The sequence below is a fragment of the Streptomyces sp. NPDC048106 genome (assembly GCF_040706415.1).
Taxonomy (GTDB): domain Bacteria; phylum Actinomycetota; class Actinomycetes; order Streptomycetales; family Streptomycetaceae; genus Streptomyces.
The window spans coordinates 19,459-37,809 of record NZ_JBEZND010000009.1; the positions used below are offsets into that span (position 1 = coordinate 19,459).

Annotated in this window: 15 protein-coding genes; 12 read left to right on the top strand and 3 right to left on the bottom strand. The window is 71.1% G+C overall.

The window, feature by feature from the left end; all coding sequences use genetic code 11:
- Positions 1-6: 6 nt before the first annotated feature.
- Positions 7-2,106 (bottom strand): trypsin-like peptidase domain-containing protein, encoded by a 2,100-nt coding sequence (locus AB0927_RS11565; RefSeq protein WP_366667362.1) that lies wholly within the window; start codon positions 2,104-2,106, stop codon positions 7-9.
- On the bottom strand, positions 2,099-2,551 hold the full coding sequence (locus AB0927_RS11570) for a CU044_2847 family protein (RefSeq protein ID WP_366667594.1): 453 nt from the start codon (positions 2,549-2,551) through the stop codon (positions 2,099-2,101). The genes AB0927_RS11565 and AB0927_RS11570 overlap by 8 nt, the downstream gene beginning before the upstream one ends.
- Before the next feature lie 2,633 nt (positions 2,552-5,184).
- Between AB0927_RS11570 and AB0927_RS11575 the strand changes: the two genes are divergently transcribed.
- Together AB0927_RS11575 and AB0927_RS11580 are read left to right on the top strand one after the other, a co-directional pair.
- Positions 5,185-5,529 carry a hypothetical protein gene (locus AB0927_RS11575; RefSeq protein ID WP_366667363.1) on the top strand — a complete coding sequence of 115 codons (345 nt, stop codon included), beginning with the start codon at positions 5,185-5,187 and terminating at the stop codon, positions 5,527-5,529.
- Positions 5,526-6,734 carry an MAB_1171c family putative transporter gene (locus AB0927_RS11580; protein WP_366667364.1) on the top strand — a complete coding sequence of 403 codons (1,209 nt, stop codon included), beginning with the start codon at positions 5,526-5,528 and terminating at the stop codon, positions 6,732-6,734. The genes AB0927_RS11575 and AB0927_RS11580 overlap by 4 nt, the downstream gene beginning before the upstream one ends.
- A 32-nt stretch (positions 6,735-6,766) precedes the next feature.
- On the opposite strand, the gene AB0927_RS11585 is transcribed toward AB0927_RS11580, so the two are convergent.
- Entirely contained in the window at positions 6,767-7,285 is a 519-nt protein-coding gene (locus AB0927_RS11585; protein WP_366667365.1) for a hypothetical protein, read from the bottom strand.
- Between the two features lie 230 nt (positions 7,286-7,515).
- Between AB0927_RS11585 and AB0927_RS11590 the strand changes: the two genes are divergently transcribed.
- From AB0927_RS11590 to AB0927_RS11635, 10 genes are all read left to right on the top strand, one after another.
- Positions 7,516-8,757, top strand: a complete 1,242-nt coding sequence (locus AB0927_RS11590; RefSeq protein WP_366667366.1) for a sedoheptulose 7-phosphate cyclase — start codon at positions 7,516-7,518, stop codon at positions 8,755-8,757.
- Positions 8,754-9,521, top strand: coding sequence for an SDR family oxidoreductase (locus AB0927_RS11595; protein WP_366667367.1), 768 nt, complete (start codon positions 8,754-8,756; stop codon positions 9,519-9,521). The genes AB0927_RS11590 and AB0927_RS11595 overlap by 4 nt, the downstream gene beginning before the upstream one ends.
- Before the next feature lie 14 nt (positions 9,522-9,535).
- Positions 9,536-10,267 carry an HAD-IA family hydrolase gene (locus tag AB0927_RS11600; RefSeq protein ID WP_366667368.1) on the top strand — a complete coding sequence of 244 codons (732 nt, stop codon included), beginning with the start codon at positions 9,536-9,538 and terminating at the stop codon, positions 10,265-10,267.
- A complete protein-coding gene (locus AB0927_RS11605; protein ID WP_366667369.1) occupies positions 10,264-11,280 on the top strand; it encodes an ROK family protein in 1,017 nt (338 codons plus the stop codon). The genes AB0927_RS11600 and AB0927_RS11605 overlap by 4 nt, the downstream gene beginning before the upstream one ends.
- Positions 11,277-12,377, top strand: a complete 1,101-nt coding sequence (locus AB0927_RS11610; protein WP_366667370.1) for an alcohol dehydrogenase catalytic domain-containing protein — start codon at positions 11,277-11,279, stop codon at positions 12,375-12,377. Before AB0927_RS11605 ends, AB0927_RS11610 begins: the two co-directional genes overlap by 4 nt.
- Positions 12,367-13,275, top strand: coding sequence for a TIM barrel protein (locus tag AB0927_RS11615; protein WP_366667371.1), 909 nt, complete (start codon positions 12,367-12,369; stop codon positions 13,273-13,275). Before AB0927_RS11610 ends, AB0927_RS11615 begins: the two co-directional genes overlap by 11 nt.
- Entirely contained in the window at positions 13,272-14,432 is a 1,161-nt protein-coding gene (locus tag AB0927_RS11620; RefSeq protein ID WP_366667372.1) for an alcohol dehydrogenase catalytic domain-containing protein, read from the top strand. The genes AB0927_RS11615 and AB0927_RS11620 overlap by 4 nt, the downstream gene beginning before the upstream one ends.
- An 11-nt stretch (positions 14,433-14,443) precedes the next feature.
- A complete protein-coding gene (locus AB0927_RS11625; protein WP_366667373.1) occupies positions 14,444-15,658 on the top strand; it encodes an MFS transporter in 1,215 nt (404 codons plus the stop codon).
- A 248-nt stretch (positions 15,659-15,906) separates the two neighbouring features.
- Positions 15,907-17,124, top strand: coding sequence for an MFS transporter (locus tag AB0927_RS11630; RefSeq protein WP_366667374.1), 1,218 nt, complete (start codon positions 15,907-15,909; stop codon positions 17,122-17,124).
- A gap of 44 nt (positions 17,125-17,168) precedes the next feature.
- Positions 17,169-18,338 carry an acyltransferase gene (locus AB0927_RS11635; protein ID WP_366667375.1) on the top strand — a complete coding sequence of 390 codons (1,170 nt, stop codon included), beginning with the start codon at positions 17,169-17,171 and terminating at the stop codon, positions 18,336-18,338.
- Positions 18,339-18,351: the final 13 nt, after the last annotated feature.

Genomic DNA, 18,351 nt, shown 5'->3' on the forward strand with positions numbered 1-18,351 from the left:
CAAGGATCAAGGTGCGTCGAGAACACCTGCGGGCTCGGTGAGGGGCCGGTCGGCGTCGTCGTACATCAGGGCCAAGGGCTTGGCCCAGTAGGCGTGCGGATCGCGGCGGTGGATCCGCTCGCGCAGGACGCGCAGCCGCTCGGGCAGCTCGGCCGCGGAGCCCGCGTCCGCCAGCAGTCGGGCGGCGTTGCCGCTGAAGCTGCGGCACCGCTCGTCACATCCGTCCGGAGGGTGGGGCCCGGCGTTCCACAGGAAGACGCCGTGCCCGGTCTCCAGGGCCAGGCGCAGGACCTCGCGGCCGGTGGCGTCGGCGGCCGGCCGGCAGACCACCGGGACCTGGTCGGGCCCGGCACCGGCGAGACCTGCGCGGCGCAGCAGCCGGCCGGGCTGCGGCGTAGGCAGGGCACGCAGCGGCGCCGCCGCGGCCGTCTCCTTCCACCGCATCTCCCATAGGGGGTCGACGCCGCCTCGGCGGGACGCGTCCCGTACGACGACCTGCCGGCGTACGCCCAGCGGCCAGCAGGCGGGGTCCGAGAGGTCCAGGTCGGTGACGGCGGCCTGCGGCAGCCAGTGCTGTACGGCTAGGTCGAAGTGCTCGGGCGGGAGGACGACCTCCAGCGGGGCGTGGCGTTCGGGGGTGTCCAACTGGAGGAAGAGCCGGGCCAGCGGGCGCTGGAGCCGGAGCGGCAGGTCGTCCGGCGGGACCCCGTCGCCGTTCTCGTCGGCGTCGACGACCGCGTCGTCGTCCTGCTCGGGGTCGAGGACCCGCAGCCGCCAGTGGAAGGCGACCGAGGGCGACCAGAGGGAGGGTTCGAGCTCCAGCAGCACGCTGGGCCCGTCGCCCGGCCGGGCGACGAGGATGCCGACCTGTACGGGCTCTGCGGCGAGCGGCGGGTCCTGGGCATGCCCGCCGGGGAGCACCAGGATCCCCGTCGCGTTCGTCCCGCCCCGCACGGTGATGTCTCCGTCGACCCGCCCGGGCAGGGTGACCTCGGCCACGCTGACGTCCGCCTCCAGACCCAGGCGGCGCATGCGGCGTCCCACCCAGCGGTCCAGGTCGACCGCCGTGGACGCCCCGCCCGGCATCGATGCGACGGCGAGGGCGACGAGCTTGGCGTACCGCAGATAGGGCAGGGCCTCGATCGTGAACTGCATCCGGTACTGATGGATCTCGCCGTGCCCGTCCCGCCAGTGTCGGAGGGCGGAAGTGGCCGGGAACTTCGCGCGGTTGTGGAACACCACGCGAAGTAGGCTCCGCACCAGCGTCGGGTCGTCGGGCGCCGGGAGAGCGGCCAGCAGCTCGAATAGCTCCAGCCGGTCGCCCGGCGACCAGGAGGTGGTGCTGTCCGGCAGACCGTTGCCCGGCAGCTCGCCCTGGACGTCCGTCCATCCGTCGCGGAGGTCGCTCTCGGCGTGCCATCGGTCATGGGCGCAGATCAGGGCGTGGTACGGGTCCGGCCCGAGGGCATGGTCGGGGTCCACGACGACGGGGCTGACGAACTCCCGCAGCAGAGTGCTGCGCACGGCCCGGCCGCCGTCCTTGATGTCGCCCTCGGACGTGCGTCTGCTGGCCTTGGTCAGGCCGACAAGGGCGCCCTGCGAGAGGTCGATGACCGGTCCCCCGGAAGCCCCTTTCGGAATCTCCGTCTGCGGACCGAGGCGGAAGCTGTAGGGACCGTCGTTCCCGGCGACCACGCAGACGCCGTTCCAGTCGAGCAGTTCCTCGCCGCGCTTGCCGCCGGCGACGTACCAGCCGTAGGCCCGCACCTCGCGCGAGGGCGGGTCGCCACGGTCGCTGAGCCAGACACAGGCGTGATCGGTGTCGTCCTCCAGCAGGCGTACGAGAGCGATGTCCGACTCCGCGGGGACGGGGCCGCTGTCGGGCACCCCGGACAGCAGATAGCCGGTCCTCGCCGGGATCGAGCGGCCGTTCCATAGGGTGACGGTGTACGGGGCGGTTCCCGCGGCCCGGACTACATGGGCTGCGGTCAGCGCCCAGCCGGGTGCGATCAGCCCGGCGGACCCCCAGTGCTTGCCGTCCTGTGCACCGATCGCCGCCGTTGCCGCCCTGGCCAGCCGGTCCAGGCGCGGAATCTGGTCAGGCATTCCCCTGCGCACCGGCGGTCGTACCGTCGTTCCGGTCGCCAGGCCGCCAGGTGAGCGTGACGTTGAGGGCGGCCTTGGCCTCGCCGTCGGCGAGAAACGCGACCGCCTTACCGGACTTGGCCGCCAGCTCGACACCGAACGAGACGCTCACCTCGTCGGGGTGGGCGGCCTCGCGGGCGGCTTCGAGCACGGAGGTGCCGACCGACCGGATCACCCGCTGGACGCTGTCGACCCGTTCCATCAGGGTGTCGAGGGCCGTGACCTCCTCCTCCTCGCCGTATTCGGTGAGCCGCTTGCGCAGATCCACCTCGTCCGGGTCGAGTGTCTCCACTCGGGCGAGGACAGTCTCGCCGCCGATCTCCACTTCCCGCACCCGGTACGCCACAGCTCCGCCGCTCCCGTCGCCGATCTCCGTGCCGTCCGTACCTTGCTCGGGCGACAACATCACGGTCACACACCTGAGTTGTTCAGGTTACTTCCCGGCACCGACGCGCGGGCCTGTTCACGGTCTTCTCCTGGCGGAGGTTCGGCGCGAGGGCCGCCGTACTGCCGGTGGGTTGAGAACCCCGGACTACGCGTTGATGCGGGGCGCTCCGTACGTGGCGACCAGTTTTGCGCGGAAGTTCAAGAACTATCAGGGTCCGTCGGACCAGGGCACTCACTTCGTCGAGTTCCTCGCCAAGTGCTACGTCACGCACCAGCAGACGTGCTTCTTCGGCGATCACTGCATGTGGAACACCTCGGCCCCGTGGTTGCCGATACCGAACCGACGTAGGGCCATGACGCTCATTTGACGCTCCGGGCGCCCGACGGTCCTCGTTAGGGACCCCAAAGCATCTCTGACCTGCTGCTTTCTTGACCGCTTCCAGGCCGACATCTTTCCGATGACCCACCACGTGGAGTGTGTCGCGATCCTCGAACCGGCCGCGAAGGGCTCCTGACCTGGGGTTTTGCCCGCGCGCATTATGTGCCGTGTGGGCGTTACGGGCGATATCTTGACGCTGAAATGACTCTCGTAACGCTCATTTGACGCTCGTTCTGATGGAATGTCAGGCTGCCTCTCGGGCAGGTCAGACCATGTCAAGGCGGCGAGTATCAACGGGGCGCCGAGGGTAGACGACGCTGAGCGCAGACGTATTGAGTCCTGCTGGTCAGATGTCCCGGAAGAGACGGGCGAACGCCGTGACCTGCCGCGATGGGCGAGCGACGGCTGCTGACCTGCACGAATGACCTTTCGACTGTTTCACGCTCATGTCGGTTGATGGGGCCGGAAGTCCCAGAAAAGTCCCAGAGGACTCCCGCTGCTGACGGACGCCCTTTCGGTTTATCCGGGGTGAGGCGGCGCGGCGTGGGCTGGAGCCTGTGCACCAGTGGTCCGCCCTGATCGAACGGCAACACGGGCTCCTCGAACCCTGCTGTCGACGAGGGCGCTGGAACCTGGATGTCGAGTAACTGGCGTTCGGCCGATGCGGGATTGCGGGCTCCCGAGGATCGACGACGGCTCTGCGGTCGCTGGCTGCGGTGAGCCGGCGCAGCCTCGTCCGCCAGCCGCTGGCGGCAGTAGTCCAGGAACGGCACGAACGCGTCCCAGACCGATGCCGATAGCCAGGAAGCCGCTCGCCGTTCAGATAGGCGCGGATCGTCTTGCGGCCCCGACCCAAGTGCCGGGCGATGGCCGAGATCGTCCAGCCCTGCCGACGCAGCGCATGAGCATCCACGTCGAGCGCGGGATGTTCACCGCTGCCCGCACCGACTGTGAGTCCACAATCGCGGCCGTCGGGTCCACCGCGCGGCCTTCCTTGGCCCGGATGCGGTCGCGCAGCCGGTCGTGGAGCTCGGCGAGCAGACCTGTCACCTGCCAGTGGCGGGCGAAGGCATGCACACGCCGGTACGGCGGGAAGCCGGCGGGCAGGTTGGCTCACTTGACGCAGTTGTCGGCCACATAGCGGACCGCGTCCAGTATCCAATGCCGCGAAGTTAGGCCTCAGTTGACGTTGTCAAGACCTCCGGAAATGGGAGCTTGTACGTGCTCGGTGCCGGTGCGTACGAGTCGGCCGTTGCGTGCCCAGCAGTGGAGCTGCGCGTTGAAGCCGCTGAGTACGCGTCCGGAGGCGGTGAGGCCAAGGTTTCCTGCGATGTCGCGGGTGTGCATGGCCTGATTGAAGTTCTCCGTCAGGATCCGGCAGACCTGCCCCCAGCGACCGGTGGCGAGCCGGTCCGAGGTATGGCGCGGTGGGGAGAGCTGGTGGATGCACGGTGATCATGATGGCGGTGATCGGCGTGCTGTCGCGAGGTCGCTCATCGCGGTTCCAGATGGCATAGGGGGACGTTCCGCACTTGACGATGCGAGCGGACAGCCGCATTCGGCGCTTGGGCAGCAGCGCCCGCAGGACGCGGGTGCCGATGTGTCCGACCAGGTCGGGGCGTTTGGTCGGGGCTGCCGCCGCGGTCGTTCCAGCGGCGCTGACGACCGTGTCGCGCGCGGCCTCCAGGGCCACGGTGAAGCTGGTTCGGCCGGGATCGCAGCCGGACACTGAGCCGTTTTCAACCTGACGGGTGTTCCGCCCTTTCCCAGGTCGCCCGAGCCGTCAAGCGCAAGCTGAAGCAGATCCAGTACCGGCCCGATATCGTCGACGGCTGCCTCACCGGTACCGGCCTGACTATCAACGACTGACCGACATCACGAATTCAAGTTCAGTACCCTCGCCACGGCGTAGTTTCGGCCTCACGCCCGCTACCCCGCGTGAAAGTTTCGTTACAACGGATGATGTTGATCACGTTTCGTTGGAGGGTGGCATCGCGTGGCGTAGATTTCCCGTGATCGGATGTGCGAACTACGCAGTGTGTCGATGTGCGGGGCTGGAGTCTGGTGTCGCATAGGGGAGGCGTCACGTGTTGGGTCGACGGGTCAGTCGTGCCTCGGAGCGGTTAAGCGGTGTGCGGGAGAACCGGCTGCGGGACGCCAGACTGTGTAGGTACAGCCGCCGTCTGATGCGTCGGCTCACTCCCCGGCTGCCCCTGAGCGTCACCGCTCTGTGCGAGGAACTGGGTGATATGCGTGGCCGGCCGATCAGGCTCATGGAGTGGGATCTGTCGGCCGACGGACCGTTCGGTGTGCTGATATCCCGCAAGACCGAGGATGTGATCGTCTATCAGGCCAAGACCACCAAGGCGCACCAGGCACACATCATTCTCCACGAGGTCGGGCACATCGTCGCGTTCGACCTCGCGGGCGGGCGGCCGCCCGGCGCGGTGGAGCGGTCCTGCTACTCCGACAGGGACGAGCGCGACGCCGAGATCATCGCTTCTACGATCATGTACCAGGCCATCTCGATGAGCCGGCGCATGCGAAGTCACGGACTGGACGAGCCGTGGCGGCCCTCGGTGTACAACAGCCTCGTCCTCACCGACGGAGCGGCGTGAGCGGGCTCAACCTCGTTGCCATAGCCACGCTGCTGGGGGGTGCGGTCTGGACGACGCCCGCCTTGATACGACGCCGACTGCGCGATCCCATGCGGCTGCACCTTTTTCTGGCGCTGCTGCTGATGGGGGCGGGGAACGTACTGGCCCAGCCGCCGGTCCTGCAATTTGTCGACGGCTTCACCTTCGAGGGCTTCTCCAAGTTCACCTACAACGCCGAGGTGCTGCTCGGCCTCAGCTTCATGGTCGGATTCCTGCGGGAACGTCCGCTCCGGCGCTGGGCGCCGCCGTGGCCCTGGGAAACGGGCGCCTGTCTGGTCTGCCTGACGGCGATGTTCGCGGTGACGGTGCTGCTTCCAGCCCCGTTGCGCGATCACGCGCTGACATCCCAGTATCTCGCCGACTGGCGCGTGCGTACGTTCTACAACTTCGGCAACTTCTATCTGCTGTTCGGCTACGCGGCCAGTGCCTACCTGGCGGGACGTCATGCTCGCCGGGGGCGTTCGCTGCGGCGGCTGTCCCTCAATATCATCACCGTCGGTCTGGCGGGGCTGGCCCTCGCCTGCATCTTTCGTTTCCTCTGGGTGAATCTGCCCACGCTGCGGGAGCCGGGCCAGCTGATCGACTACCCGGATGTCTTCCTCTTCGGGCAGGTCGCCGCCATCGTGGTTTGTGTGGGTTTGAGCCTGCCGTTCTTCTTCAGCGTGGTGCAGATCGCGCGGGAAAATATTGAACACCGCAGCCAGTTCCAGGGACTTGAGGAACTGTGGCGCCGGCTGGTGGCGGTCTACCCCGAACTGGTCCTAAACCACCGGGGCCGCTGGCGGCAGGCCTTCGTCGTCAACTCCTCTGCCATGTACCGGCGTTATGTGGAGTGCCGGGACGGTCTCACCCGGCTCGGCCCCTATCTGCGGCTCGCGGCCGAGGAGTTGGGCCAGCCGATGTCGCAGGACAATCTGGCGGGGTCGGCCCGTCTGGTTGCGCGTGCCCTGCGCCTGCACGACGACCAGGAATCCGACGGCAGTTCACCAGTGGAGGCCGTCTTCGTTCTCGCACCCCGCAGTCGGTGCAGCGTCGACGGTCATGACTACGAGGAGGACCTGCGGACCCTTGTCCGTCTCTCCGGCGAACTGCGCGCCCTGCGTTCGGACACCCCGGCCCGTGCCTCCGCCGAGAGGGGGGCCGCCGGAAGGTCCCTCGACGGGTGAGCCGCCGGCCGGTGAGCCGCCGCGCCTCCCACCTACGCCTTGCCGTCCGTGGCGCCCGCGCTCCTCGAACCTCCGTTTCCCGCAGCGCCGTTGGCGGGCTCCGTGGTCCCGGTGGAGGGCGCCTTCGCCGAGTTGTCCAGTACGTCCATGATCGACAGTAGTTGCTCGCGCAGTTCGGGCGTCAGTCGGCCGGCCCGCATCGCGATCGACTGCACCTGCCGGTCGGCGAGCGCCTCTGCCCAGCCGTCCGCGGGCTTCGCGGGGCCCGCCGCCGGCTCCTCGGTGATGAGGGCGCTCACCGACACCGGCAGGGTCATGTCCCGGGACCGGAAGTACTTGACGATCGCGGAGAGGACACTGACCGTCGGGTTGGTCTGTGAGCCGTTGCGCAGGGCGGTCAGATAGCTCCGGGAGATGGTCACGTCATGGCCTGGATCGTCGGAGATCGCGCGAGCGACCTCGGACGTGGACGGCTCGCGCAGCCGGCCGACGGCATCCGGGGTGGCGGCGTCGGCGAACCAGGAGTTCAGGCGTTCTGCCAGCGTGACCATGGTGGTGACCTCCGTAGGCTTCGGCGACTCGGGGTTTCTCCATGTGAGTTGCAGAGCGCGTGTTACCCGCCGGGCTGCCCTCATGAGTGCTCATGCCGCTCGTTATGTCGACTCTTGGGTGAAGTGTAACACGCGTGACATAGCGACTGTCTTTCCTGCTACTATATTGGACAGCGAGCCAATAAAGAGCCTGTAGTGCTCGTAAGATGGCAGCTCGCGCTGGAGGGGATATGCGTAGCGGTACTGTCTTCACTCAAGGGCTTCGTCAGGATGTCGGGGGCAGCCCGGCCTGGACGGTCGAGGCCGTCCGTCAAGTGCGTTACCACGTCGTCAGTTCCACCGGTCTGTTCGAACCGGGCAACACCGCCCTGCTGAACGGATGCCCGGAGGCCCCGCTGCGTCCGGGTGACCGGCGGCTCGTCGTCATCGATCAGAACGTCGACGCGCTCTATGGCGCCCAGGTGCGAGCGTTCTTCCACGCTCATGGGGTCGACGTGATGGTGGTCGCCCTGCGTGCCGACGAGTCGGTGAAGCAATGGGACGCCGTATCGCGGGTCGTCGACGCGATGAACGACTTCGGGATCGACCGGCGCCGGGAGCCGGTGCTCGCCGTCGGCGGCGGGGTGCTGACTGACATCGTCGGCTTCGCGGCGAGTCTCTACCGGCGCGGTACGCCGTACATCCGCATCCCCACCACGCTCGTCGGCCTCGTCGACGCCGGTGTCGGGGTCAAGACCGGGGTCAACTACGAGCGCGGCAAGAACCGGCTGGGGACCTACGCGCCGGCCACGGCGACCTTCCTGGACCGGTCCTTCCTGCGCAGTCTGTCCCTGCGGCACATCAGCAACGGCCTCGCCGAGATCCTGAAGATGGCGCTCATCCGCTCCGAGGACCTGTTTGCCCTGCTGGAGTCGCGGGGTGCGGCCGTCCGCGCCGACCGGCTCCAGGGGGCGACCGAGGAACTGGCCCGAGCCGCGGACGCCATCGTCGCCGAGTCCATCCACCTCATGCTGGAGGAACTCCAGCCCAACCTCTGGGAGTCCGCGCTCGAGCGCTGCGTGGACTACGGGCATACCTTCAGCCCGACGCTGGAGATGCACGCCCTGCCCGAGCTGCTGCACGGCGAGGCGGTCGTCATCGACATGGCCCTGACCACAGCGTTGGCGACCTTGCGCGGCGATGTCGCCGAGGCCCAGGCCGAGCGCGTCTACCGGGTGATCCACGGGCTCGGGCTGCCCCTGTGGAACGAGATCCTGGAGGACTCGACGCTGCTGGAGGAGGCCCTGCGGGACACGGTGCGCCACCGCGACGGCCAGCAGCGGCTGCCCCTGCCCATCGGCATCGGACGGCACCGCTTCGTCAACGACGTCACGCCCGGCGAACTCCGCGACGCCGCGCGGCTGCTGCGCGACCACGCCCGGGACCACGTCCCCTCGGCCCAGTCGCTGGTACCCCAGCAGGTTGGCGCGTGAGCCGCGCGGAGCGCGGCGCGCCGACGGCGGTCGTGGTCGGCGGATCGACCGGCATCGGACGCGGCGTCGCCGATGCCTGGGCCGCGCGGGGTATCGAGACACACGTCTTCAGCCGTGGCAGGCCGGCCGGCCCTGGCGCCGGCCAACTGGTCTGGCACCGGCTCGACTTCCGGGACCCCGCCCAGGCCAAGCAGGCGCTGCGGGACCACGTGCCCGCCGATGTCTCCCTGGTCTGCTACTCGGCGATCTACTTCACCGCCCGGCGCGAGCCCTTCCTGGAGACCGACGAGAGTGACTGGCTGGACCAGTTCGCCGTCAATGTGCACGGTCTGGCGAGGACCCTGAGGGCGACACTGCCTGCGCTGCGGGCCGCCGCTCCCGGACTCTTCCTGCACATCTCGTCCGAGGTGGTGTACAACGCCGGTCCGCACCGGTCTGGATACGCCGCCACCAAGGCCGCGGCGAGTTCGCTGGTCCAATCCGTGTCACGCGAGATCGACGCGGACGAGGTGACGTTCGTCGAGGCGCTGCCCGCGGGCATGGTCGACACCCCGGGCATCCGCGCCCGCCGGTCACCGGACTTCGACTACAGCGGTTACATGCCCCCGGCCTCGTTCGCCCCGCTCGCCGCCGAACTCGCCGCCACCCGGGGTGTGCCGTACGCGGGTGAGGCCCTGGTCGTGCACGACGACGGGACGTGGTCGCCCGTCGCCGACGGGCTGCCGATCTCCCAGTCCCGTCCCCTGGCCCGTCCCCTCCGATAGACAGGAACGAACAGATGCCCGAGGCACAGCCGGCCGCCCCGGCGGCGACCCCCGAGACCCCCCGTCCGAGCCTGCGCGCCTCGGCGCTGCTCTTCGACATGGACGGCACGCTGGTGGACTCGACCGCCCTGGTCGAGTCCACCTGGGCGGACTTCAGCGTCCGGCACGGAACCGACCTCGGCGACGTCCTCGCCTACGCGCACGGCCGTCCCACCCGGGAGACGGTCGGCCACTTCGTCGCCGACCCGGAGCTGGCGGCACTGGAGACCCGGCGGCTATCCGCGTACGAGGAGTCGGAGACCACCGGGATCACCGAGATACCCGGCGCCCGCGCGCTCCTCGCCTCGCTCCCGCCCGGCTCCTGGGCGGTCGTCACGTCGGCCGGCCGCAGGCTCGCCGAGGTCAGGCTCGCCGCGGCGGGCCTGCCCCTGCCCGAGACCATGGTGAGCGCCGATGACGTGGTCCACGGCAAGCCGCACCCCGAGGGCTATCTGCGGGCGGCCGCCCTGCTTGGCGTCGAACCGGCCGACACGATCGTCTTCGAGGACTCCGGTGCAGGGGTGCGGGCGGGCCTGGCCAGCGGCGCCCGCACGGTGGTCATCGGCGGCCTGGACACGTTCGACGGGGAGGCGGAACGGTTCCCGGACTTCCGCGGCCTGCGCGCCGATACGGCGTCGGCCGGGGCCGGGGGAGTGTCCCTGACGGTGTCCGGGCCGCTCGTGGGCCGGGCCGGGGAGTGGCGATGACCGGTGCGGCGGCGACCCTCGACGGCAGGAGCCGGACGGCGACCGCCTTCGCGGCGGACGTCGGCGGCACCTGGGTGCGCCTGCGGGCCGGGGGAGCGGGCGCCCCGGTCGAGCGCCTTCGCTCGCCCAGCCGGCTCAACCACCCCGGCCGGCCGGTCGCGCGGCTACGCGACGACATGGTGGAGCTGCTGTGCCGGTCGGCGCCGCCCGGCGCCCACGCGGCGATCTCCTTCGGCGCGGCCATCGACCACCTCACCGGCACGGTCCTCGGGTCGGCGCCGCTGTGGGGTGCCGAGGCCGAACCCTACGACCTGGCGGCGGTGCTGCGCGGGCGCCGGCCCGACGTCAGCTGGCACCTGGTCAACGACGTCACGGCCGCCCTGGTGGACTTCGCCGCCACGCACGCCCGGCCCGGCGTCCGCCGGGTCGGCTATCTGACCGTCAGCAGCGGCATCGCGATGCGCGTCGCCGATCTGGAGCGGGGGCGGATCCCGGTCGACGGCCGGGGCCTGCAGGGCGAGATCGGTCACCTTCCAGCCATGAGCACCGGCCCGGAGATCCAGCGGGCACCCCTGCCGTGCGAGTGCGGGGCGACGAACCACCTCGCCTCTATCGCGTCAGGGCCCGGCATCGCGCGCGTGGCCGGACTGCTGGGCATCGAGACGGGGCCCACGTTCCCGGACCGCATTGCGGAGGCGCTCGCGGCGGACGACCCCCGGGCACGGCGGCTCCTTGAGCTGTGCGTCGAACCGGTGGCCAATATGCTGCGGACCCTGTGGTGCCTGGATCCGCACCTCGACCTACTCGGCCTCGGCGGCGGCGTCGTCGAGGGCCTCGGCGCCCACTACCAAGGTGAACTGCACCGGCAGCTCGGGCGCGCCACCTCCTACGCTGACCGCGGCCGGCAGCGGGACTGGCTCGCCGACCGGCTGGTGTGGTGCCCTCCCGGCGCGGTCGACGCGCTGCGCGGCGCGGAGCGCGTCGGGCGCTGGCTGCCGGGAATCGTGCCGTGAGCGCCGCGGTCCACCGCGCGCTGGTGCGGCTCCCGGCGGACGCCCGGGGCCGCACCCGCGTCGCGGTCCGCACGGTGCCGACCCCCCGGCTCGAACCCGGGGACGTCCTCCTGGCGCCGGTGACCGTGGGCGTCTGCGGCACCGACTGGCAGATCCTGCGTGGGCTGCGGGACGACTCCACCCATGTGCTGGGCCACGAGGGTGTGGCCCGGGTCGTCGAGCCCGGCGGCACTGGTCTGCGCACCGGCTCTCTGGTCACCGTGAACCCAACCCACCCGGGCGATCCCTCGTTCCTGCTCGGGCACAACCTGCCCGGCCTGTGGGCGGAGCGCACCCGAGTCCCCGCCGCGGCGGTGCGCGCCGGCCTGGTGCTGCCGGTGCCGGACGGCGCGGACCGTCCGGAGGTGGCGGCCCTGGCCGAGCCCCTCGCCTCGGTGCTCTACGGACGGGAGATCGCCCTCGGGGCGGTCCGGCCAGCCGCCCTGGTGGTGTGGGGCGACGGCATCGTGGGACGGCTCGCCCGCGACGCCTGGCAGCGTGAACTGCCCGGTCTGCGGTGCTTGCTAGTGGGCCACGGCACCGACGCGACCGAGCCAGGCGATCCTGATCTGCCCGCGCTGCTCGCCGCCCTGCCGGGACCGGTGGCCGCGGTGATTGCCACGCCGCGCACCGGTACCAGGGACGCGCTGACCACCGTGGAGCGCCATGTGCCCGGCACGCTCCTGGTAGATGTGCATGCGGGCCTGCCCGCGGGCCCAGTCCCGCTGTCCGCCGGCCCGGTGGACGTCGCCGCCCTGCGCGCCGGCAATTGCGGGGGCGAGCCCGCGCCGCCCCGGGTGCATCGCCTCGACCGGCCGGGCGGTCCACTGGTCCTGTACGGACACCGCGGGGTGTCCGGGGGACATCTGCTGCAGGCGGTGCACCTCCTGCTGGCCCAAGGTGGCGAGCCGTGCGGCGATGGCGTTCTGACCCACGTGGTGGACCTGGCAGGTGCCGCGGACCTCGTCAACTCCGTACTCGACGGGGACCGGAGGGCGGCCGAGGGGCGGCGGGTGCTGAAGACGGCGATACGGACGGGAGGCGGCGATGACGGCTGAGCCGGGCGGGCAGACGATGACCACCGCCGGGTCAGGCGGCTGGACGGTGACGGCCACCGAGGAAGGCGCTCCGCCCCCCGCCACGGTGGCCTTGGCCGCACCCCAGTGGCGGATCGGCACGGACCGGCGGGCGACGGCGCGTGCCGCGCTCGCCGCGGGGGCCGACCAGCTCCACCTGGACTACGGCGGCGCCCACCGCGGGCCGCCGCTGTCCGAGACCGGTGAGCTGCGAGAGGCCGAGGCGATCACGAAGGACATCCCGGTGCCCGTCCTCGCGGTCAACCACGTCAACGACATCGGCCTGGCCCAGGAGCAGGGCGCGGCGAACCCGGAGGCCGTCGCCCTGCTGGAGAGTGCCTTGGACTGCGCGCGGCGGCTGGGCGTCTGGGTGCTGCACGTCCCCGGCTTCCGGCGGAGTCTGCCGGTCACCGAGAGGTTGCGGGCCGGCACCGCCGAGGCGCTGCGCGTCCTGTGCGAGCGGACCGCGGCGGCGGGCCTGACCCTCGCCTACGAGTCACCCCTGGGGCCCGCCGACTCCCTCGCGCTGGCCCGGTCCGTCGACCACCCGGCGCTGCGTCTGGTCCTGGACACCGGCAACCTGCTGGACGCTGGTGAGGACCCGCTGCGCTTCGCCGGTCTCGTGGGCGCGGCGGGACTGCTCCTGCCGGACCTGCACGTCAAGGATGCCGCGATCGCCGGCGCGGTGAGTACAGGCGCGGGCAGCCACATGACCGGGACGCCGACGACCGTCCTCGCCGCACTGCCGGGCCTGCTGCGCCGCTCCGGCGCCCGCTCGGTACTCGTGGAGAACGACTACCAGCACTCACCGAACCGCCTGCGGACGGACATCGCGTTGTGCCGTGCCGCCGTCGGACTCAGCCACGCCAAGGACGAATGATGAAAGCCATCCTGCTCACCGGCCCCCGCGCGGTGACGATCACCGAGGTCGATCCGCCCGAACCCGGCCCGGGAGAGGTCCTGGTCCGGGTGGGCCTGCTCGGCCTGTGCGGCACGGACCTCGGGTTCTACGACGGCAGCAGCAACTACCTCCGTGACGGCCTCAAGAGCTACCCGTTCGTCCCGGGCCACGAGTGGATCGGCACGGTGACCGGGCTGGGCCCCGGGGCCGACCCGGTCCTGCTGGGGCAGCGCGTCGCCGGGCACAACTTCCGTGTCTGCGGCCGCTGCCCGCACTGCCGGGCGAACCGCGTCCGATACTGCCCCGACCGCAGTGAGATCGGCGTACTCGGCCCGCTTCCCGGTGCCGGAGCGGAGCTGATCACGGCCCCGGTGAGCACGCTGACCCGGATACCCGACGCCCTGTCCGACACCGCCGGCGCGCTGCTGGAGCCGACCGCCGCGGCGGTCCACGCGGTCGACCGGATCGCGGTGACCGCGCGGGACCGGGTCGCGGTCCTCGGCGCGGGAACCCTGGGGCTCGCCGCGGCCCAGGTGGCACGGGCCGTGGGTGCCGCCACCGTCGTCTACGACCCCCAGCCCGGGGCACGGGAGCTCGCGCACCACCTCGGCCTCACCGCCGCCGAGCCCGCGGCCGACGACGAGGAGACGTACGACGCGGTGATCGAGGCGTCCGGCAGCGTCGCGGCGGTCCGCTCCGCGGTCCGGCTGGTCGCCGACGGCGGGCGTGTGGCCCAACTCGGGACGCCGCACCGCGCCGTCGACGGATTCGACGCTGCGGGCCTGGTCATCCGGGACGTCACGCTGCACGGGGTGCTGTCCGGTCTCGGTCACTGGGACCGGCTGGTAGGTCTGGTGGGATCGGGCGCGGTGAACCTGGACGCGCTGGTCGACCGGGTCTTCCCTCTCGATGGCCTCGACGCGGCCTTCGCCCGTCTGACGGACGGCGAGCGGGCCCGGCCCAAGGTCTTGGTCCAGCTCGATCCGGCCCTGGGGGGCTCGGCGGATCCGCGGGCGGGGACCGATCCGGCCCTCCGGGACCCGGCGGACTCGCGGGTCCTGACCGGACCGGGTTCCCGGGGCGCGGCCGGTGCGCGGGCGGCCACGGGTGGCGCCGCGGCCGGGGAGAGCCGGTGAGCGCGGCGGCTGTGACGGCAGCGCCAACCCGGATCGACCCGCCGACCGCGGTACGCCTGGCCGTGCTCGCCGCCGCGACCTTCGTCTACGTCACCTTCGAGGTCTTCCCGGTCGGGCTGATCCACGACATCGCCGTGGACCTGGACGTCGGCGTCGGCCGGATCGGACTGCTCATCAGCGGCTACGCCGTCGTCGCCGGGCTCGTCACAATCCCGGCCGTAGCGCTCGCCAGGCGTGTTCCCCGGGGTACGGCGCTGGTGGTCTCGTTGGTGTTCCTGGTGGCCGCCGAGCTGCTCGCGGCGGCCGCCACGGGGTTCGCCATGATGGCGGCCAGCAGGGTCGCCGCGGCGCTGACCCACGGGGTGCTCTGGTCGCTGGTCGCCCCGGCCGCCGCCGGCCTGGTGCCCCGGGAACGGGTGGGGACCGCCACCGCCGTGGTGTTCGGCGGGTCCTCGCTCGCGGCAATCGTGGGCAGTCCCGGCACGACGTTCGTCGGTGAACTCCTCGGCTGGCGGACCACCTCCCTGCTGCTCGCGGTGGCCACGGCGGCGGTGACCGCGGCCCTGGTCTGGGCCCTCCGGCCGCGGCCCGTGCCGGGCGTGCCGCCCGGTGCGGGCCCCGCGGCCGGGCGGCCGGTGCCGGGTGTGCCGCCCGGGGCGGTGAACTGGCCCGCGGTGCTGACCCTGTGCGGCGTCGCGGTGGTGCTGGTCCTCGCCCACTTCCTCAGTTACACCTACTTCGCCCTCATCGTCACCGAGGTCACCGGGGCGCCGGGGGCGGTCATCGTGCTGCTGGCCGTCTTCGGCGGCGCGGGGGCGGTGGGGACGTACCTCGTCGGCCGTCACAACGACCGGGCTCCGCGGCGCGCCGCGGCGGTGACCATGGCCGCGTTCGCGGCCGGGGTGGGCCTGCTGGCCCTGGCCTTCGTCCCGGCTCCGGCGGTGGTGCGCTCCGCGGTGGCGGTCGTCGCCGTCGCGGTGTGGGGAGGGGCGTTCGCAGCGGCGGGGCCCGTCTTCCAGACGGGCGTGATGCGGCTGGCGGGGGTGGGCGCGGACCGCGCGTCCTCCGTCTATGTCACCGGCTTCCAGGTCGGCATCGCGGGCGGCTCCGGCCTCGGGGCCGCCCTCGTCGGGCAGCCGGTCGGCCGTCTCCCACTGATCTCCGCCGTGCTTGCCCTGGCAGTGCTGACGGTCGTGCTTTTCCGTCGCCCGGTGCCGGGCTCCTGAACTGTTCGGGTGTGCCTGTGAACGGCAAGGATGCTCTATAGGACGGCAGTCTGCTTGTATAGTGGACAGTGAGCTATTAAAGTAATCCTCAGTCCTTAGTAGATGCCTGTTGGCCGGTGAAATGGCCGCCGAGGATTCCCCGGCCGCCCGGCCGACTCCGTTCCCCGGCCCACTGGTTGCCGGACGCCGTATTCCGGTCGCCGGCCCCCCGGCTCGTCACTCACGGAAGGCACCGCATGCGGTCCCGTATGGCTGTCCTGATCCTGGCGATCTTCTGCGTCGGCACGGCTGAACTCGCGCCGAGCGGCATGCTGGGCGATTTGTCCCGGGACCTGTCGGTGACCATTCCCACCGCCGGGCTCCTGGTGACCGTCTACGCGCTCACCGTGGTGGTCGGCGGGCCGCTTGTCACCGCCGCCACCACCCGGGTCCGCCGCAAGCACCTGCTCGTCGGGCTGCTGCTGGTCTCCGTGGCGGGCAACGTCGTCTCCAGCCTCGCGCCGAACTTCGCCCTGCTGGTGGTGGGCCGCGTGCTGACCGCCGTCATCCACGGCACCTTCCTCGCCGTGTGTGTCGTCATCGCGGGGAGCATGGCCGACGAGGGCAAGGAGGGGTCGGCGATCGCCGGCACCCAGCTGGGCATCAATCTGGCGACCGTGCTCGGCGTGCCCCTGGGCACCCTGGTGGCCCACCAGCTGAACTGGCGGGCCACGTTCGGAAGCGTCGCCGTTCTCGCCCTGATTGCCACCGTTCTGATCCTGCTGGTCATTCCGGACGGTGGCGGCCCGGGCGGCCCGTCGGCGGCGCACGAGCTGCGCGCCCTGGGGACGTGGCAGGTGATGGGTACGGTCCTGGCCACCGTGCTCTGTTCGGGTGGCATGTTCACGCTAATTACCTATATGGTGCCGCTGCTCACCGAGGTCGGCAACTTCCCGACGGCATGGGTGCCGGTCGTGCTCGTCGCCTACGGCCTAGGCTCCCTCGTCGGAAACATGATCGGCGGCAGGTACGCCGACCGGTCCGTCGACACGGCGGTGCTCGTCCTGTCCGCGGCGCTGGCCGCCGTCTGCCTCCTGTACTGGGTCGCCGCTCCCTCGCCGGTGGGCGGCGCCGTCCTCCTGGTCCTCTTCTCCATCGCGACCTTTGCGCTCATCCCCGGCCTCCAGGCCAAGGTGCTCTCCGCAGCCGCGCAGGCGCCGACGCTGTCCCTGACCGCCAACATGTCCGCCTTCGGACTCGGCGCCGCTCTCGGCTCCTGGGCCGGGGGCCAGATCATCGACCAGGGCTTCGGCATGCGCGCGGTGACGATCGGCGCCGCGGCGTTCACCGCCCTGGGCGCCCTGCTCATCACCCAGACGGTGCGCGGCGTACGGCGCCGGGACCCGTCCGCCGCTGGAGGCACCGACGCTGATGCCGCCGACCGGCAGCACGCCGACCCCGGCACCACCGCCGCGCCCACCCCCTGAACCAGCCACTCTGCCCGGATCTTTCTCACGAGAAAGCCACCCTCATGCCGAGCAGCTCCGCGTCCTTCATCAGAGCCAAACTTCCCTCGCTGACCGGGCTGCGCTTCATTGCCGCCGCCCTGGTCTTCTTCTTCCACTCCTCGCTGATCTTCATATCGATGAACCCCTTCGCCGACCGGGGCGTCGCCGACGGCTACCGGTGGCTGTTCAGCAAGGCGGGCTGGATGGGGGTGTCGTTCTTCTTCGTCCTCAGCGGTTTCGTGCTGACCTGGTCGGCTCGCCCGGGTGACACGGTCACAGGGTTCTGGCGGCGCCGCCTGCTGAAGATCTTCCCCAACCACGTCGCCACCTGGGCCCTGGCCATGCTGCTTTTCGCCGGAGCGGCGACCCCGGTCAGGGTCTGGCTGCCGAACCTGCTGCTGGTGCACTCGTGGTTCCCCGATCCGGCCGTCCACCTGAGTCTCAACGCCCCTGCCTGGTCGCTGTGCAGCGAACTGCTCTTCTACCTGCTTTTCCCCTTCCTGCTGCGCCCGGTGCTGCGGATCAAGGAGGGTGCCCTGTGGCTGTGGGCGGCGGCCATGGTCGCCGGCATGCTGGCCGTGCAGCTCATCACCGACTTCCTGGCGCCCGCTAGCCCCCCGGCGCCCGGCACCGATGTGACGGTCTGGCAGTTCTGGTTCGGCTACAACTTCCCGCCAGTGCGGATGTTCGAGTTCGTGCTCGGCATGATCCTGGCCCGGCTGGTGCTCGCGGGGGCCTTCCCCCGGGTGGGCATCGTCCCGGCGGCCGTGCTGTGCCTGGCCGGTTACGCCGCCTCGATGGCCGTGCCTTTCCTGTACGGCCTCAACCTGACGACCATCGCCCCGATCGCGCTGCTGATCTGCGCGACGGCGCACGCCGACACGCACGGCACCCCGACGGTGCTGCGCGGCCGGGCGATGCGGTGGCTGGGTGAGGTCTCCTTCGGCTTCTACCTCGCCCAGCAGCTCGTGCTCTCGTTCGTACGCACCACGCTGATGGACAACCGGACCGTCTCGACCCCGGCGGGCATCGGCCTCGTGGCCGTCGAGTTCGCCGGCTCGCTCGCCCTCGGCTGGCTCCTCCTGGTCTGCGTCGAACGCCCCGTCATGCGCCGCTGGGCCCGGTCCCGCAGAGGGACGACGGAGCCGGCCGAGCCTTCCGCGACCCCGCAGCGGCTCACCGCCGCCTCCTGAAGGAAAGGGCACC

Coding starts and splice junctions, on each gene's coding strand:
- AB0927_RS11565 (WP_366667362.1), bottom strand. CDS start 2,106: ATGCCTGACCAGATTCCGCGCCTGGACCGGCTGGCCAGGGCGGCAACG.
- AB0927_RS11570 (WP_366667594.1), bottom strand. CDS start 2,551: ATGTTGTCGCCCGAGCAAGGTACGGACGGCACGGAGATCGGCGACGGG.
- AB0927_RS11575 (WP_366667363.1), top strand. CDS start 5,185: ATGGAGTGGGATCTGTCGGCCGACGGACCGTTCGGTGTGCTGATATCC.
- AB0927_RS11585 (WP_366667365.1), bottom strand. CDS start 7,285: ATGGTCACGCTGGCAGAACGCCTGAACTCCTGGTTCGCCGACGCCGCC.
- AB0927_RS11590 (WP_366667366.1), top strand. CDS start 7,516: ATGCGTAGCGGTACTGTCTTCACTCAAGGGCTTCGTCAGGATGTCGGG.
- AB0927_RS11600 (WP_366667368.1), top strand. CDS start 9,536: ATGCCCGAGGCACAGCCGGCCGCCCCGGCGGCGACCCCCGAGACCCCC.
- AB0927_RS11605 (WP_366667369.1), top strand. CDS start 10,264: ATGACCGGTGCGGCGGCGACCCTCGACGGCAGGAGCCGGACGGCGACC.
- AB0927_RS11615 (WP_366667371.1), top strand. CDS start 12,367: ATGACGGCTGAGCCGGGCGGGCAGACGATGACCACCGCCGGGTCAGGC.
- AB0927_RS11620 (WP_366667372.1), top strand. CDS start 13,272: ATGATGAAAGCCATCCTGCTCACCGGCCCCCGCGCGGTGACGATCACC.
- AB0927_RS11630 (WP_366667374.1), top strand. CDS start 15,907: ATGGCTGTCCTGATCCTGGCGATCTTCTGCGTCGGCACGGCTGAACTC.
- AB0927_RS11635 (WP_366667375.1), top strand. CDS start 17,169: ATGCCGAGCAGCTCCGCGTCCTTCATCAGAGCCAAACTTCCCTCGCTG.